Source organism: Salipiger sp. PrR002, assembly GCF_010500775.1.
GTDB lineage: Bacteria > Pseudomonadota > Alphaproteobacteria > Rhodobacterales > Rhodobacteraceae > Salipiger.
In genome coordinates this window covers 217,670-230,650 of record NZ_JAAGOU010000003.1, presented here as the reverse complement: position 1 = coordinate 230,650, position 12,981 = coordinate 217,670, and the positions used below count along the sequence as shown (strand labels likewise).

17 protein-coding genes and 1 tRNA gene are annotated in these 12,981 nt (G+C 66.2%); 10 read left to right on the top strand and 8 right to left on the bottom strand.

Annotated elements, in window-relative coordinates; translation table 11 throughout:
* Positions 1 to 53: 53 nt before the first annotated feature.
* Positions 54 to 548: a GNAT family N-acetyltransferase gene (locus G0A00_RS05090; protein WP_164182314.1), complete on the bottom strand. Its 495-nt coding sequence runs from the start codon at positions 546 to 548 to the stop codon at positions 54 to 56.
* 76 nt (positions 549 to 624) lie between these two features.
* Between G0A00_RS05090 and G0A00_RS05085 the strand changes: the two genes are divergently transcribed.
* Complete coding sequence (locus tag G0A00_RS05085; protein ID WP_066104720.1) at positions 625 to 813, top strand: DUF6324 family protein; 189 nt, start codon at positions 625 to 627, stop codon at positions 811 to 813.
* Between the two features lie 18 nt (positions 814 to 831).
* On the opposite strand, the gene G0A00_RS05080 is transcribed toward G0A00_RS05085, so the two are convergent.
* Positions 832 to 1,293, bottom strand: a complete 462-nt coding sequence (locus G0A00_RS05080) for an MmcB family DNA repair protein (protein ID WP_164182313.1) — start codon at positions 1,291 to 1,293, stop codon at positions 832 to 834.
* Between the two features lie 109 nt (positions 1,294 to 1,402).
* Here G0A00_RS05080 and G0A00_RS05075 point away from each other — a divergent pair, with 109 nt between their 5' ends.
* Together G0A00_RS05075 and G0A00_RS05070 are read left to right on the top strand one after the other, a co-directional pair.
* Complete coding sequence (locus G0A00_RS05075) at positions 1,403 to 2,773, top strand: hypothetical protein (protein ID WP_235953099.1); 1,371 nt, start codon at positions 1,403 to 1,405, stop codon at positions 2,771 to 2,773.
* Positions 2,770 to 3,501 carry a hypothetical protein gene (locus G0A00_RS05070; RefSeq protein ID WP_164182312.1) on the top strand — a complete coding sequence of 244 codons (732 nt, stop codon included), beginning with the start codon at positions 2,770 to 2,772 and terminating at the stop codon, positions 3,499 to 3,501. The genes G0A00_RS05075 and G0A00_RS05070 overlap by 4 nt, the downstream gene beginning before the upstream one ends.
* 381 nt (positions 3,502 to 3,882) lie before the next feature.
* Here the strand turns inward: G0A00_RS05070 and G0A00_RS05065 are convergent, their stop codons facing one another.
* The 6 genes from G0A00_RS05065 to rlmB all read right to left on the bottom strand — a co-directional run bounded on the left by G0A00_RS05065 (position 3,883) and on the right by rlmB (position 7,889).
* The gene (locus G0A00_RS05065) at positions 3,883 to 4,197 is read right to left on the bottom strand and encodes a hypothetical protein (protein ID WP_164182311.1); all 315 of its coding nucleotides are present in this window, start codon (positions 4,195 to 4,197) and stop codon (positions 3,883 to 3,885) included.
* A gap of 311 nt (positions 4,198 to 4,508) precedes the next feature.
* A complete protein-coding gene (gene nusB / locus G0A00_RS05060) occupies positions 4,509 to 4,991 on the bottom strand; it encodes a transcription antitermination factor NusB (RefSeq protein ID WP_066104706.1) in 483 nt (160 codons plus the stop codon).
* Entirely contained in the window at positions 4,988 to 5,539 is a 552-nt protein-coding gene (locus tag G0A00_RS05055) for a 6,7-dimethyl-8-ribityllumazine synthase (protein ID WP_164182308.1), read from the bottom strand. The genes nusB and G0A00_RS05055 overlap by 4 nt, the downstream gene beginning before the upstream one ends.
* Complete coding sequence (ribB, locus tag G0A00_RS05050) at positions 5,539 to 6,663, bottom strand: 3,4-dihydroxy-2-butanone-4-phosphate synthase (protein WP_164182306.1); 1,125 nt, start codon at positions 6,661 to 6,663, stop codon at positions 5,539 to 5,541. Before ribB ends, G0A00_RS05055 begins: the two co-directional genes overlap by 1 nt.
* Before the next feature lie 97 nt (positions 6,664 to 6,760).
* Complete coding sequence (locus G0A00_RS05045) at positions 6,761 to 7,081, bottom strand: hypothetical protein (RefSeq protein WP_203595277.1); 321 nt, start codon at positions 7,079 to 7,081, stop codon at positions 6,761 to 6,763.
* 28 nt (positions 7,082 to 7,109) lie between these two features.
* A complete protein-coding gene (rlmB, locus tag G0A00_RS05040; protein WP_066104695.1) occupies positions 7,110 to 7,889 on the bottom strand; it encodes a 23S rRNA (guanosine(2251)-2'-O)-methyltransferase RlmB in 780 nt (259 codons plus the stop codon).
* A 152-nt stretch (positions 7,890 to 8,041) separates the two neighbouring features.
* Between rlmB and G0A00_RS05035 the strand changes: the two genes are divergently transcribed.
* The 7 genes from G0A00_RS05035 to G0A00_RS05005 all read left to right on the top strand — a co-directional run bounded on the left by G0A00_RS05035 (position 8,042) and on the right by G0A00_RS05005 (position 12,792).
* Positions 8,042 to 8,125: transfer RNA gene (locus G0A00_RS05035), tRNA-Tyr, on the top strand.
* 269 nt (positions 8,126 to 8,394) lie between these two features.
* A complete protein-coding gene (locus tag G0A00_RS05030; protein ID WP_164182304.1) occupies positions 8,395 to 9,333 on the top strand; it encodes a cation diffusion facilitator family transporter in 939 nt (312 codons plus the stop codon).
* A gap of 142 nt (positions 9,334 to 9,475) precedes the next feature.
* Positions 9,476 to 10,690, top strand: coding sequence for a 3-deoxy-D-manno-octulosonic acid transferase (locus G0A00_RS05025; RefSeq protein WP_164182302.1), 1,215 nt, complete (start codon positions 9,476 to 9,478; stop codon positions 10,688 to 10,690).
* Positions 10,691 to 10,730: 40 nt separating this feature from the next.
* Positions 10,731 to 11,219, top strand: coding sequence for an NUDIX hydrolase (locus G0A00_RS05020; RefSeq protein WP_164182300.1), 489 nt, complete (start codon positions 10,731 to 10,733; stop codon positions 11,217 to 11,219).
* A 39-nt stretch (positions 11,220 to 11,258) separates the two neighbouring features.
* Entirely contained in the window at positions 11,259 to 11,690 is a 432-nt protein-coding gene (locus G0A00_RS05015; protein ID WP_164182298.1) for a DUF1178 family protein, read from the top strand.
* Between the two features lie 9 nt (positions 11,691 to 11,699).
* Positions 11,700 to 12,344 (top strand): SDR family NAD(P)-dependent oxidoreductase, encoded by a 645-nt coding sequence (locus G0A00_RS05010; protein ID WP_164182296.1) that lies wholly within the window; start codon positions 11,700 to 11,702, stop codon positions 12,342 to 12,344.
* Complete coding sequence (locus G0A00_RS05005) at positions 12,322 to 12,792, top strand: SgcJ/EcaC family oxidoreductase (protein WP_164182294.1); 471 nt, start codon at positions 12,322 to 12,324, stop codon at positions 12,790 to 12,792. The genes G0A00_RS05010 and G0A00_RS05005 overlap by 23 nt, the downstream gene beginning before the upstream one ends.
* The last annotated feature ends 189 nt before the right edge of the window (positions 12,793 to 12,981 follow it).

Here is a 12,981-nt window from a genome sequence, read left to right as displayed (position 1 = left end):
ACGCTCGGGGGGAATAACGCCCTCCATTTTCGAATGCAAGCAGAAATCCGGCACTAAATTTGCCGCTCCCAATGCTGTTCGACCAGCGCCTGCCCGAAGCTGGTCACAGGTGTCGACGAGACAAGGGAAAACCCGTTCTTGGCGTAGAGCGCGCAGGCGGCCTTGTGGCTTTCATGAGTCCAGAGCGTCATGCGCCCGTAGCCCGCCTCGCGCGCGAATCCCATGCAGGCGTCGAGCAAGCGCTGCCCCAGACCCAGCCCGCGCGCCTCGGGCACCAGCAGAAAGAGCCGCAGCTTCGCCAGCCCTTCGCCCGCGCGCACGCAAAAGATGCTGCCGAGCCGCTGCTCGCCCGCCCATGCAATCCAGCCGCGCTCGCAGGTAGGATCATGCGCGGCCTCGAACTCCTTCAGGATGCTCTCCACCAGCACGCCGAAGCTTTCGTCGAACCCTTCGGCCTTTGCGTAAAGCTGGGCGTGCTGCGCCACCAGCCAGCCGCGATCGGCGGGCTTATAGGGTTTCAACGTGACCTGATCGCTTACCTGATCCATGGACTTCCGCCCCCGCGCTTGCATTATGATCGGTGCGGGACTAAGTCCGCGCAATTCCATTCTGATGAGGGTGATCATGGGGATCAACAGCGAACGCGACATCGAGGCCAACCTGCAGATCGGCCCGACCGACCAAGGTATGGTGCGCCTTTACGTCTTTGCCGGCGACCTCGAGATCCCGATGGATTTCGATCCCGAAGAGGCCGAGGAAATCGCCGAAGAACTGCGCGCCGCAGCCGCCACCGCGCGCAAGGTCAAGCGCTGAGCCAGCGCCGCAGCTAACTCACCCCCAGGCGTCGAGGCGCGCCTCGGGGTCGCGCAGCGCCTGCAGGCGCCGCGCCGCATGGATGGCGAAGCGCCGGATCAGCGCGTTGCGCCGCGCGCCGCTGAGCTTCACCTCTGGCGCCATCCGCAGCACCTCCGCATCGTAGGCATCGGCGATGATCAGCCCCGTCCCTTCCGGCAGCAGATCGGTCGGGAAGGCCTCATCCACCGCCCAGAAATAGCGGTCGCACCAGTCCAGATAGCCCTCCCATTTGCCGTCCGACATGAAATCGGCGCGGCTGCTCTTGCATTCGACCACCCAGATCTCGCCCTTCGGCCCCAGCGCCATGACGTCGACGCGCTTGCCACGCTCGGGGGTGAACTCCTCGACCACGGCAAAGCCGAGGCTGGCAAGATGACGGCACACGCCCCGCGCCAGAAGCTGGCCGGGCATCAGCGGGATATCACTCTGCGGGATCATGGCCCCAATATGAACAATACGTGAACAAAAGCAAGCGCAGAGCCGCTCACTCTTTTTTGCGCCGCCTGCGCGCCTATTTCTTGTCAAATGGTTGCAGGAGGCCAGACGCATGACCGCCACGACTGACGACGCCGACAGGACCGGCGATATCCGCTCCGGCCAGTCCAAGACACGCGGGCTGCGGCACGCGCGCGAGCTGGAATCGCACCTCGGCTGGCTCGACACGTTTTCCGGCACCGCGCTCGGGGTTCTGTCGGTCGCTTCGGGCATTTACACCTATCTCGGTGTGTCGTCGCTGCTCGAAGAAGGCGGCGCTTTCACCGTCTTCGCCGCCGTCGCCTATTCGGTCGCGGTCTCGGTCGGGATCTTCGTCTTCTGGTCCTACCTGATGCGGCTTTTCCCGGCGATGCGCTCGACCCGGGCGCGCATGGGGCTGCTGGGGGCCATGGGGCTCGGCTCGCTGGCGATCATCGCCATGTCGTCCTGGCTCAACGCCGCGGCGCTGGCGGGCTCCGCGGCGGTCGAACAGCATCTCGCCACAACCGTGCAGCAGTATCAGGGCGCGCTGGAGCGCACCCATGAGATCGCCCTCACCGGACAATCCCTCGAACGCGACGTGGCGCGCGTCCGGCAGAGCTTTGAGGATCTGTCGGAACAGGAGGCGCAGGGCTCGCTGTCCGGCCTCGCCGGGCGCGGCGCGGTGTTCCGGGTGCTGCGCCAGAAGGCCGCCGAACTGTCGGCGCTCGAGGCGCAGATCGCCGAGCAGACACCGCTGGTCGACAGCGCCTTCGCGCAGGGCAACGCCATCCTGTCGCGGATGCGCGCGCTGACCGTCGAGCCCGGCCCGGTGGAGCCGCGCTCGGTGGAGTTTTCCGAGGCCGCGGTGGAACTGCAGGGGCTGATCGCGCAGCTGCGCCAGCTCTCGGTCGCGCCGCTGGTGGAACGCGCGGCGCAGGATCTCGCCGCCTCGGTGGTGCTGCCCGAGCTTGACGGCCAGAGCGACGCCGACCGCGGCAATCAGGCCGCCACCATCACCTCGGTGCTGGATGTGCTGGCGCAGCGCGCCACCACGCTGGAACGCGCCGCGCAAAACGTGCTGGCGCTGCAGCCCGCCGCCGAGGTCACCTATACGCCGGTCTCTGCCGCCGACGCGGTGATCATGTACGCCCGCAACTTCGTGCCGTCCTGGGCCGGGGCGATCGCCATCGACCTGCTGCCCGCGGTGCTGGTGCTGATCCTCGCGGTCACCCATGGCGCCATCCGCCATGGCCGCGAAGGTGCCGAGATCGAGGACACGCTGACCCTCGCCGAGCTGCGCGCCGCGCTGCACGCCATGCGCGACGTCGAGGCCACCATGGCCCGCACGCCCGCTGCCGCCGAAGCCGCGCCGGTCGCGCCCGAAGACACCCCAGAGCGCGACTCTGCAGTTCCCCCCGCAGATCACCCTGAGGTCTCGCGCTTGCCGGGACGCGGCACATGAAACTCAGCGTCTCGCGCGCGCTGACCGGTGCGCTGGTGCTGCAGATCGCACTGGGGGCCTTTCTGGTCGTTGGCGATCTCGGAACCTCCGATTTCTCCCTGCCCCGCTTCGGCCCCTCCGCCCCGCGGCTGTCGCAGCCGGTGCAGCCCGGCGACCAGCGCCGCACCTTCGCGCCGAACCGCGATCTGCCGCCGCTCTCGCCGCTGCGCGATCCCGGCGATCTGCCGGATCGGCTGACGCTGACCCAGACCGAGGGCGCCACGTGGCGGCTGGAAGGTACAATTGCCGAAGGGGACGCCGAGCGCGTCATCAAAGCCCTCGACGAGTCGCAGCCAGAGACGGTGATCCTGCAAAGCCCCGGCGGCTCGGTCCCGGACGCGCTGGCCATCGGGCGCCACATCCGCGAGATGGGCCTCGGCACGCGCATGCTGAAGGGTGAGTTCTGCTATTCCGCCTGCCCCTATCTGCTCGCCTCCGGCGTCACCCGCGACATCCCCGAGGGCGCCTCGGTCGGCGTGCACCAGCATTACTTCGGCGAAAGCACGATCCTGCCCGCCTTTGTCGCGGTCGAGCAGATCCAGCGCGGTCAGGGCGAGGTGATGGAATATCTCGACGAGATGGGCATCGACCCGATGCTGCTGCGCCCGGCGCTCGCCACGCCCTCCGATCAGATCTACGTGCTGCTGCCCGAGGAGCTGACCCGTTACAACTTCGTGACCGGATCATGACGGTGCCGCGCCGAGGATTTGCACCCTGCCCCTTGCCGCGAGGCCGCGCAGAGACTATCTGCGGCTCAGGCGGGTTCTGACCTTTGCGTGCATGGTTGCATTCCGGTGGCCTTAAGCAATTCCGAGGGAGTTGGCTCTGTCCGGGCCCTGGTCCGGTTACCTGACGCCCACCTGTATATACAGGTCCTCGGGAATGAGATAACCCCACGGAAGGACCGGTTCCCGCCACTTCTCCCCCCTTCAAGATTTCCGGTCGCGACGCAGGTTAGGGCGCGGAAATCTGCCGTTCCTCCCCGAGCGGCCCCGCTCCCGCCCCCCCCCGGAAACGAAAAAAGCGCCCCGCAAGGAGGCGCTTCGATTCGGCAAACAGACCTGAGGCGATCAGAGATGGCGGCGCTTGCGCGGCGCGTCCACCGGCACGCGGATCGGCATCGGCTCAAGCGCCATGCGCTTGCCACCAGCCGGCGGAAGCGCGTCGTCGCCCATGCGCATCACGGTCATCGCGAATTGCACGCTGGCAAAGACCAGACCGTTGAAAAGCCACAGAAGAAACACCGCCAGACCACCCATGTCGGAATGCGTTACCAGATGCTGCAGGTTGGCGACGTTCTGCCACAGCAGCAGAGCCACAAAACCCGCCGACAGGCCAAAGCCAATCGCGCATTGGGTGATGTAGAGGCGGACGAGTTTCGGCATATGACTCTCTCCTTCATCAGGTCGACAGAGCGTAACGTAACCTCTGCAAAGCTCAAGTCTCTTGCAAGATTCCGCTCCGTCACATTCAAATGTAGGGATACTTTTACGAAACGCAAGCAATCCTGCCGCGACGAAAGCGCTGCCGGGCCAAGTCCCGCCCAGCCACGCCCGCTAGATCACACGCAAGTAGCTCTCATGCAAAAAGGCCGGCGTCCCCCGACCCTGGCCCCTTCTTCTCTTTAAAAATACGCCGGGGGAGTCGCGGCGCAGCCGCGGCGGGGGCAGCGCCACCCCTCTCTCCCCAGAACGCCTCAGAACGCCTCGGGCTTGGCCTCGCGCGCCATGTGGTCGAGGATCGCGTTGACGAATTGCACTTCGCGGCCCTCGGGGAAAAACGCCCGCGCCACGTCGAGGAACTCGGTGATCACCACTTTCGGCGGCGTGTCGAGCGCCACCATCTCGGCCCCGGCGGCACGAAACAGCGCGCGCAGGATCGGATCAATGCGGTCGATCGGCCATTTCGCCACCAGCGCGCGGTCGGTCATCTGGTCGATCTTCGCCTGCCAGTTCACCGCCTCGCCGACCAGCTTGCCGAAAAGATCAATGTCACCCTCGACCAGCTCCACGCCCTCTTCGACCTCCGCGCCGAAGCGGTAGTCGTAGAATTCCTGCATGGTCTTCTCGGCCGTCGTGCCCGAGAGCTCCATCTGATAGAGCGCCTGCACGGCATAGAGCCGAGATGCGGATTTCATACGGCGTTTCTGATTGCCGGAGGGGGGGACCGGGGTCGTCATGCGCTATGCTTTCCTTTGGAAGCGCCCGCGATCTGGTACTCGTCCTGGGCAGGAACGAATCCCACCCCCTTGCGGGCGCCGCCCCACCTACGTTCGAGCGCGATAAGATGCAAGGCCGCAGCAGCCGCGCCGCCGCCCTTGTTCTGGCCTTTCGCCTCGGCGCGCACCCGCGCCTGCTCGTAGTTCTCAACCGTGAGGATGCCGTTGCCAATGCACAGGCCCTGCAGGCCCAGCAGCGTCAGCCCGCGCGAGCTGTCGTTGCAGACGGTGTCGTAATGGGTGGTCTCGCCGCGGATCACGCAGCCAAGCGCCACATAGCCGTCGAAGTTCGACATGCGCTCGGCGATGCCGATGGCGGTGGGCACTTCCAGCGCGCCGGGCACTTCGACGATCTCGTGGAAGCCGCCCACGGCCTCGATTTCGGCGATGGCACCGGCGATCTGCTCGTCGGCGATTTCCTTGTAGTAAGGCGCGACGACGATGAGGATTTTCACCGGCTTGTCGAACTCGGCGCGCGGCAGGGTGTAATGGGTTTCGTTCGAGGCCATCACTTCTCTCCGATCTTGCGGGTGCCGACGATCTCGAGCCCGTAGGCCTCGAGCCCGACGACGCGCGGGGTGGGCGAGTTGGTCAGCAGCACCATCTTCGACAGGCCGAGCGACGACAGGATCTGCGCGCCCAGACCGTACTGCCGCAGGGTGCGCGGGGAAACGTCGTCATGCAACTCCAGTTTCATCGAGGTGTCGCGCAGCAACACGACCACGCCGCGGCCCTCTTCGGCGACTTCTTTCATCGAATCGCGGAACTCGTCCGAGCGGCCGCCGTGGCCAGTGCCGATGATGTCGAGCATAGGGTCGAGCGCATGCATCCGCACCAGCACCGGCTCTTCGCCGGAGATGTCGCCCTTGGTCAGCACGATATGCTCGTCGCCATGGGACTGGTCGGTGTAGATGCGCATGTTCCAGTCGCCGCCGAACTCCGAGTGGATCACCTCTTCGGAGCGCACGCGCACGAGGTTGTCGTGGCGGCGGCGGTAAGCGATGAGATCAGAGATCGTGCCGATCTTCAGGCCGTGGCGCTGTGCGAAGGCGACCAGTTCAGGCAGGCGCGACATGGTGCCGTCTTCGTTCATGATCTCGCAGATCACGCCCGCGGGGTTGAGCCCGGCAAGGCGCGAGACGTCGACGGCGGCCTCGGTATGACCGGCCCGCACCAGAACGCCGCCATCCTTGGCGCGCAGCGGGAAGACGTGGCCCGGCGTGGCGATATCGGCGGCCCCCTTCGACGCGTCGATGGCAACGGCAACGGTCTTGGCACGGTCGGCAGCAGAGATGCCCGTGGTCACCCCTTCGCGCGCTTCGATCGAGATGGTGAAGGCCGTCTCGTGGCGCGAGGAATTGTTGACCGACATCAGATGCAGGCCCAGCTCGTCGATCCGCTTGGAAGTCATCGACAGGCAGATCAGACCGCGGCCGTGGGTGGCCATGAAGTTGATCGCGTCGGGGGTCGCCCATTGCGCGGGGATCACCAGATCACCCTCGTTCTCGCGGTCCTCGTGGTCGACGAGAATGAACATCCGCCCGTTGCGGGCATCCTCGATAATCTCCTCGACCGAGGAAATCGCGTCTTTCCAGTTCTCTTCAACCGGACCCGGGTTTTCGTAATCCGCCATGTCGCCTCTCAATTCTGCACCCGCCAAATAAGACAGGCGGGCGCGAAAGACTAGGCCGGTTTTTGTGCGTGGCTGTATTGCACCCTGTGCAAGACGGTCAGTCGAAAATATCGTCCAGAAGGTCGAACATGCCCGACAGCGCTTTTTTCGCCGGCGACTTGCGCTTGCGCTTCTTCGCCTTCTTGGTGGCCTTGCGCGCCGCCTTCTCGGCCTTGCGCAGCATGTCCCGGTCCGGATGCGGCTTGGGGTGCAGGATGACCCCGGCCCGCGATTTTTCGGCTTTCAGGTTCTTCAACTGCCGTAGCGGCGCCCCGCAGGAGGCGCAACTGAGTTCGTGACGGGCCGTCCCGTCCAGCACAAGCGCGGCGCGGGCGCCGCAGTAACAACAGGTCGCAATCGTCTGGGCCATCAGCAGCATATGGGCGCGGCGGGCGCGCCCCGCAAGCTCAGGGCTTGGCCGCGTAAAGCGCCACCGCTGCCGCGTTCGAAACGTTGAGCGAGCCGAAGCCGCGGGCGAAGTCGATCTTCACCAGTTGATCCACCGTCTCCTTGGTACGCTGGCGCAGCCCCGGCCCCTCGGCGCCCAGCACCAGCGCCACGGCGCGGTCGCGCTTGCCCTCGAGCGCCTCTTCGATGGAGGCCTCCGCCTCGCCGTCGAGGCCCAGCACCAGATAGCCCATGCCCTGCAGCGCAATGATCGTGTCCGCAAGGTTGCGCTCGCGCAGGTAGGGCTGGCGTTCCAGCGCGCCCGAGGCGGTCTTGGCCAGCGCGCCCGTCTCGGGTGCCGAATGGTGCAGCGTGCCGATCACCGCCTGCGCGCCGAAGACCTCGGCAGAGCGCAGGATTGCCCCGACGTTATGCGGATCGGTCACCCGGTCGAGCAGCACCAGGCGCGGCGGCAGCGTGCCATCCCCCAGCGCCACATCGTCCAGGCGGCCCCAATCCAGCGGCTTCACTTCCAAAGCGGCGCCCTGATGCACCGACTGCGGATCGAGCGGCGCGCCGAATTTGCGCGGGTCGTGGATCTCGGGCTCGATTCCCCCCGCTTCCAGCGCATCCTCCAGTTTTGCCTTGGCATTCAGGGTCAAGATCAGCCGCAGCTTCTCGCGCTTGGGGTTCATCAGCGCGTCGCGCACCGCATGCAGGCCGAACAGCCAGACGGTCTCGGCCGCCTTGGCCTTTTTCGACTGTTCTTTCTCGACCACCCATTTCGGTTTCTTGACCATGGCACGCGTCCCTTTTTCCTGAGCTTCGGTCTCTGCATCGCCCTGTGACGCGCTGCAAGAGATTTTCCTGTTGACGGCAGTTTTCACTGATTGTAGTCAGCGCCCCACGACGCCGGGCAGCCGGCGGAGGACACCGCCAGACGGTGGAAAGTGGGCGACAGGCCGCAAGGTGTGGCAGGGGACTGTAACTCCCTCGCGGAGACGCACGCTTGGTTCGATTCCAAGGTCGCCCACCACTTTCCCTCTTCAAATCAGAGACCAAAGTGGCAGCTTTCTGCGGCATGTCCAGCCGTGGCTTTGCGCGTTTCGCGCGTGCCTCACAGTATCCTGCACCTTTCTGTCTCAGCGCAGCGCCCCCTCTCTCATCACGAAAAATCTTCATCAAATGAAGCACCTGCGGGAACCCGCAGCGCTGGCGCCTGTTAATGTCCTGCGACTGGCCTGACTTTTCCGCCTCCGGCAAGCCGACCGGCGCATCCAGAGAATCAGAGAAAGCAGGACACCCATGGCAGAATCATCGGGAGAAAGCCCCATTGCGGTCTACGGGGCGCTCGCAGCCAATCTTTTGATTGCCGTTGCCAAATTCGCCGCCGCGCTCTTTACCGGCAGTTCGTCGATGCTGTCCGAGGCGTTTCACTCTGTGGTCGACACCGGCAATGAGGGGCTGCTGCTGCTTGGCCTCGCCCGCAGCCGCAAAAAGCCCGACGCCAAACACCCTTTCGGCTACGGCAAGGAGCTTTACTTCTGGTCGCTGATCGTCGCGATGCTGCTCTTCGCCATCGGCGGCGGGCTCTCGGTCTATGAGGGAATCGTCCACGCGATGAACCCCGAGCCGATCGAAGAGCCGATGTGGAACTACGCCGTTCTGGGAATCGCCTTTCTGGCCGAGGGCGCCTCTTGGATCATCGCCCTGCGCGCCATGCTCAAGACCCGCAAAGAGGGGGAGAGCGCGCTGCAGACCTTCCGGCGCAGCAAGGACCCGTCGGTGTTCACCGTCGTCGCCGAAGACACCGCCGCACTTCTTGGGATCATCGCCGCCGCGCTTGGCGTCTATCTGTCGGTGACCTTCGACGCGCCAATTTTTGACGGCATCGCTTCGATCGTGATCGGCGTCATCCTCATTGCCGTGGCCTGCCTGCTGGTGTCCGAGACCCGCTCGTTGATCATGGGTGAAAGCGCCGACAGCGAAGTGACCCGCTCGGTCCGCAACATCGCGCTGGAGGAGCCCGCGATCTCCGAGGTGTCGAGCCTGCTCACCATGCACTTCGGCCCCAAGCAGGTACTTCTGAACATGGAGGCGCGGTTCCGCACCGACTTGAGCGCCGCCGATATCTTTGAAACCGTCGAGCGGGTGCAGGCCCGCATTCAGGAAGCGCACCCCGACGTGCGGCGCATCTTCTTCGAAATCGAAGCGATGCGGCGGCCGGGCGCGCAAGCGGCCTGAACGGGGGCGACCGTCTGGCATCCTTGGGGCATCGGCGATAGGAGGTCGCCTCCTTCGCCGCCTTTTTATATAGAAGAGGCGGTTACACTGCGGCACCGGCGGCCCGGCGGCTGCCCTCTGCCACTTGGATGCGCCGAACCCGATGTTTTTGTACCGCCTGCTTCTGTCGCTCTTTGCCATCGCGATCCTTGGCCGCGCCGCGCTCCGGCGCGACGGCGACACGCTGCGGGCGCGGCTGGCACTCGGCCCCGGCAACCCCGGTGCGCATGTCTGGCTGCATGCCGCGTCGAACGGCGAATTGGCCTCGGCCAAACCGGTGATCGAAGCACTGCGCGCCTCGCGCCCGGACCTGAAGCTGCTGATTACCTGCAACTCCGCCTCCGGTGTCAGCCTTGCCGAAAGCTGGGGGCTGGTGGCGTGTCTGGCACCGCTCGACCTCGCGCGCGCCTCGCGGCGCATGCACCGGCGCTGGAACGTGCGCACCCATATCACCATGGAATCCGAGCTCTGGCCGAACCGGCTGCTCACCTGCCCCGGCCCGGTGCTGGTGCTGGGCGGGCGGCTGTCCGAGGGCACCGCCCGCGGTTGGCGCATCTTTGGCGGCCTGCAGGCGCGGGTGCTGCGGCGCATCGCCTTTCTTTCGGCGCAGGATTCCGGCTCGCGTGATCGCTTCATCGCCGCCGGGCTGCGCCCCGAAGCGCTTGGCCCCGTGGTCGACCTCAAGGCGCTCTACATCCCACCCGAGCAGCGCGACCCGGCGCTGGAAGCAGAATTCCCCCGCGCCTCCACTTGGCTGGCGGCCTCGACCCATGAAGGTGAGGATGAGATCGTCCTCGCCGCCCATGCCGAAGCCCGAAAACACGAGCCGGGCCTGCGGCTGATCCTCGCCCCGCGCCACCCGCGCCGGGCCGAGCAGATCACTCGCCTTATCGCCGCGCAGGGCCTGAGCTGCGCCCGCCGCAGCTTGGGCGAGCCGCCGCAGGGCGCCGACGTCTATCTTGCCGACACGCTTGGAGAGATGGCGCTCTTCTACCGGCTCGCGGGGCGCGTGTTCATCGCCGGAACGCTCACCGACCGCGGCGGTCACACGCCCTATGAGCCCGCCGCTTTCGGCGCGGCGCTGATCCACGGCCCGGACGTGCGCAACTTCCGCGCGCCCTTTGGCCTGCTCGATGCCTCGGGCGCGGCGCTGCAGATCAAGGATTCCGCCGAACTTGCCGCTGCGCTGCAAAGGTTGCGCACCCCCGGCGCGCAGAACGCCGCCGGAGGTGCCGCCCGAAGCCTGCTCGAACCCGAGGCGTCGGCGCATGACCTCGTCTCCCTGCTTACACAATATGTAGACGTAGCCGAAAAATAGGCGCAAGATCCCGGAAAAAGACCACGAGCAGGGATCTAGGATGAAAGCGTTGCCGGCCCTCGCCGTCCACAGCCTCAGCCAAGGGCGGCAGCCTCAGAACACCCAAGTGCAATACGCCGCGCTGTGCTTTCGCGTGCGCAACGGCAAGCTCAAAGTGCTGCTGATCACCAGCCGGGGCCGTGGTCGCTGGACGCTGCCCAAAGGCTGGCCGATGCCCGGTCACAGCCCGGCTGGGGCCGCCGCCCGGGAGGCTTGGGAAGAGGCCGGCATCCGCGGACGCGCACATGAGGTCTGCGTCGGCTCCTACACCTATCGCAAGCGCAACTCCCCGCACCCTCATCTGGCGCTGGTCTACCCGCTCGAAGCCGCCTCGCGCGACCGCAAGTTTCCCGAGCGCGGCGAACGCAAACTGCGCTGGGTCAGCCCCAAGCGCGCGGCGCATCTGGTCGAGCATCCCGAACTGGCACGGCTGCTGCGCAACCTCAGGCCCGCCTGCGACGGCGGGCAGATACGCTTGATCTCCGCGTAAAAAACATTACGTATCAGGGATCATTTCGGAAACTGCCGCATGATCCAATATTCTCTCAAATGCGCGGAAGATCACCGCTTCGACAGCTGGTTCCAATCGGCCAGCGCCTTCGACAAGCTGCAGGCCGCGGGCATGGTGGCCTGTGCCACCTGCGGCTCCACCAAGGTGGAAAAGGTGCCCATGGCGCCGCGCGTGAACAATGGCGCCCCCGTCCCCAAGCCCGAAGCGCCGAGCCTCTCCGAACCGGCCAATCCCGCCGAACAGGCGCTGCGCGCCCTGCGCGAGCATGTGGAGAAAACCTCGGATTACGTGGGCCGCGACTTTGCCCGCGAAGCACGCGCCATGCACAGCGGTGACGCGCCGCAGAGGGCGATCTGGGGCGAGACCCGCGGTGACGAGGCCAAGGCGCTGATCGAAGACGGCGTGCCCGTCGCCCCCCTGCCCTTCATGCCGACCCGGAAATCGAACTAGGACATTCCCATGCGACTGCTCATCACCGGCGCCAACCGCGGCATCGGCGCCGCGCTGGCCGACACGCTGCGCGCCCGCGGCAACGAGGTGCTGGGCACCGCCCGCAGCACCGAAGGCCTGCTGAAGCTCGACGTGGCCGACCCCGCCTCGCCGCCCGCGCTGGCGGCCCAGCTGGGCGAAGCGCCGCTCGATGCGCTGATCTGCAACGCCGGGGTCTACTTCGACAAACCCGAGACGCTCGACACCGGCTTCCCGGCGCAGATGTGGGCCGATATGTTCGCGGTCAATGTCACCGGCGTCTTCCTGACGGTGCAGGCCATGCTGCCGCTGCTGGAGCGCGCCGCCACGCCGAAGATCATGATCATCAGCTCGCAGATGGGTTCGAACGCGCTCGCCAAAGGCAATGCGCTGATCTACCGCGCCTCCAAGGCCGCGGCACTGAACCTTGGCAGCAACCTTGCCGTAGCCCTGAAGCCCCGCGGCATCGCGGTGGGCATCTATCACCCGGGCTGGGTCGGCACCGAGATGGGCGGCGCTGGCGCCGATCTCACCCCGGCGCAATCCGCCGAAGGGCTCGCCGACCGGTTGGACGCGCTGAGCCTCGATGCCACCGGCTGTTTTGAGACATGGGATGGCCGCGCCCACCCCTATTGATCTGCCGCAGCGGCCCGGAGATTTCCCCGCCGCTTTCGCCCGCGCATGGGCCACGCGCGAGGGCGCGGCCATCGCCGCGCTCTTTGCCGAGGACGCCGAGTTCGTGAATGTCACCGGCCTATGGTGGCAGGGCCGCGCAGCGATCGCCCGCCCGCATGACTACGCGCTGAAAAGCTTCTTTGCCGAAACCACCCTGCGGCCCGGCCGTATCTCCACCCGGCATTTGGGCGAGGACCACGCGGTGGTGCGCTGCCGCTTTCACATGACCGGCCAGCGCGCCCCGGATGGCAGCGCCGCCGGTCCGCGCCAGACCATCCTGATCTTTGTCCTGCAGCGCACCCCGCAAGGCTGGCAGGCCGTCTCCGCGCAGAACACCGAGGTCATGCCTGGGCAAGAGACCTATGTGGCACAGGGCGGGATCTCGACCGCCGATTACCGCAAGCCATGAACCTCTCCTGCGCCCCTTCCCGCGCCCCGACCGGAGCGCGCGCAAGGAACCGGGATAGGAAGGCGCTTTCATCTTTCCAAAAATACTCAAAAGCCCCCTGCCCGCGCAGTGATCGCTCACGGCGGCGGTGCAAGGCTCTTGCGCAGCCCGCCCCCCGCGCGTAAACGACCGCTGATTCAAAGGCCACCC

Coding starts and splice junctions, on each gene's coding strand:
- G0A00_RS05045 (WP_203595277.1), bottom strand. CDS start 7,081: ATGCTGCTGATGGCCCAGACGATTGCGACCTGTTGTTACTGCGGCGCC.
- G0A00_RS05085 (WP_066104720.1), top strand. CDS start 625: ATGGGGATCAACAGCGAACGCGACATCGAGGCCAACCTGCAGATCGGC.
- G0A00_RS05070 (WP_164182312.1), top strand. CDS start 2,770: ATGAAACTCAGCGTCTCGCGCGCGCTGACCGGTGCGCTGGTGCTGCAG.
- G0A00_RS05090 (WP_164182314.1), bottom strand. CDS start 548: ATGGATCAGGTAAGCGATCAGGTCACGTTGAAACCCTATAAGCCCGCC.
- G0A00_RS05075 (WP_235953099.1), top strand. CDS start 1,403: ATGACCGCCACGACTGACGACGCCGACAGGACCGGCGATATCCGCTCC.
- G0A00_RS05010 (WP_164182296.1), top strand. CDS start 11,700: ATGCGACTGCTCATCACCGGCGCCAACCGCGGCATCGGCGCCGCGCTG.
- G0A00_RS05065 (WP_164182311.1), bottom strand. CDS start 4,197: ATGCCGAAACTCGTCCGCCTCTACATCACCCAATGCGCGATTGGCTTT.
- G0A00_RS05005 (WP_164182294.1), top strand. CDS start 12,322: ATGGCCGCGCCCACCCCTATTGATCTGCCGCAGCGGCCCGGAGATTTC.
- rlmB (WP_066104695.1), bottom strand. CDS start 7,889: ATGGTCAAGAAACCGAAATGGGTGGTCGAGAAAGAACAGTCGAAAAAG.
- G0A00_RS05055 (WP_164182308.1), bottom strand. CDS start 5,539: ATGGCCTCGAACGAAACCCATTACACCCTGCCGCGCGCCGAGTTCGAC.
- ribB (WP_164182306.1), bottom strand. CDS start 6,663: ATGGCGGATTACGAAAACCCGGGTCCGGTTGAAGAGAACTGGAAAGAC.
- G0A00_RS05015 (WP_164182298.1), top strand. CDS start 11,259: ATGATCCAATATTCTCTCAAATGCGCGGAAGATCACCGCTTCGACAGC.
- G0A00_RS05030 (WP_164182304.1), top strand. CDS start 8,395: ATGGCAGAATCATCGGGAGAAAGCCCCATTGCGGTCTACGGGGCGCTC.
- G0A00_RS05020 (WP_164182300.1), top strand. CDS start 10,731: ATGAAAGCGTTGCCGGCCCTCGCCGTCCACAGCCTCAGCCAAGGGCGG.
- nusB (WP_066104706.1), bottom strand. CDS start 4,991: ATGACGACCCCGGTCCCCCCCTCCGGCAATCAGAAACGCCGTATGAAA.
- G0A00_RS05080 (WP_164182313.1), bottom strand. CDS start 1,293: ATGATCCCGCAGAGTGATATCCCGCTGATGCCCGGCCAGCTTCTGGCG.
- G0A00_RS05025 (WP_164182302.1), top strand. CDS start 9,476: ATGTTTTTGTACCGCCTGCTTCTGTCGCTCTTTGCCATCGCGATCCTT.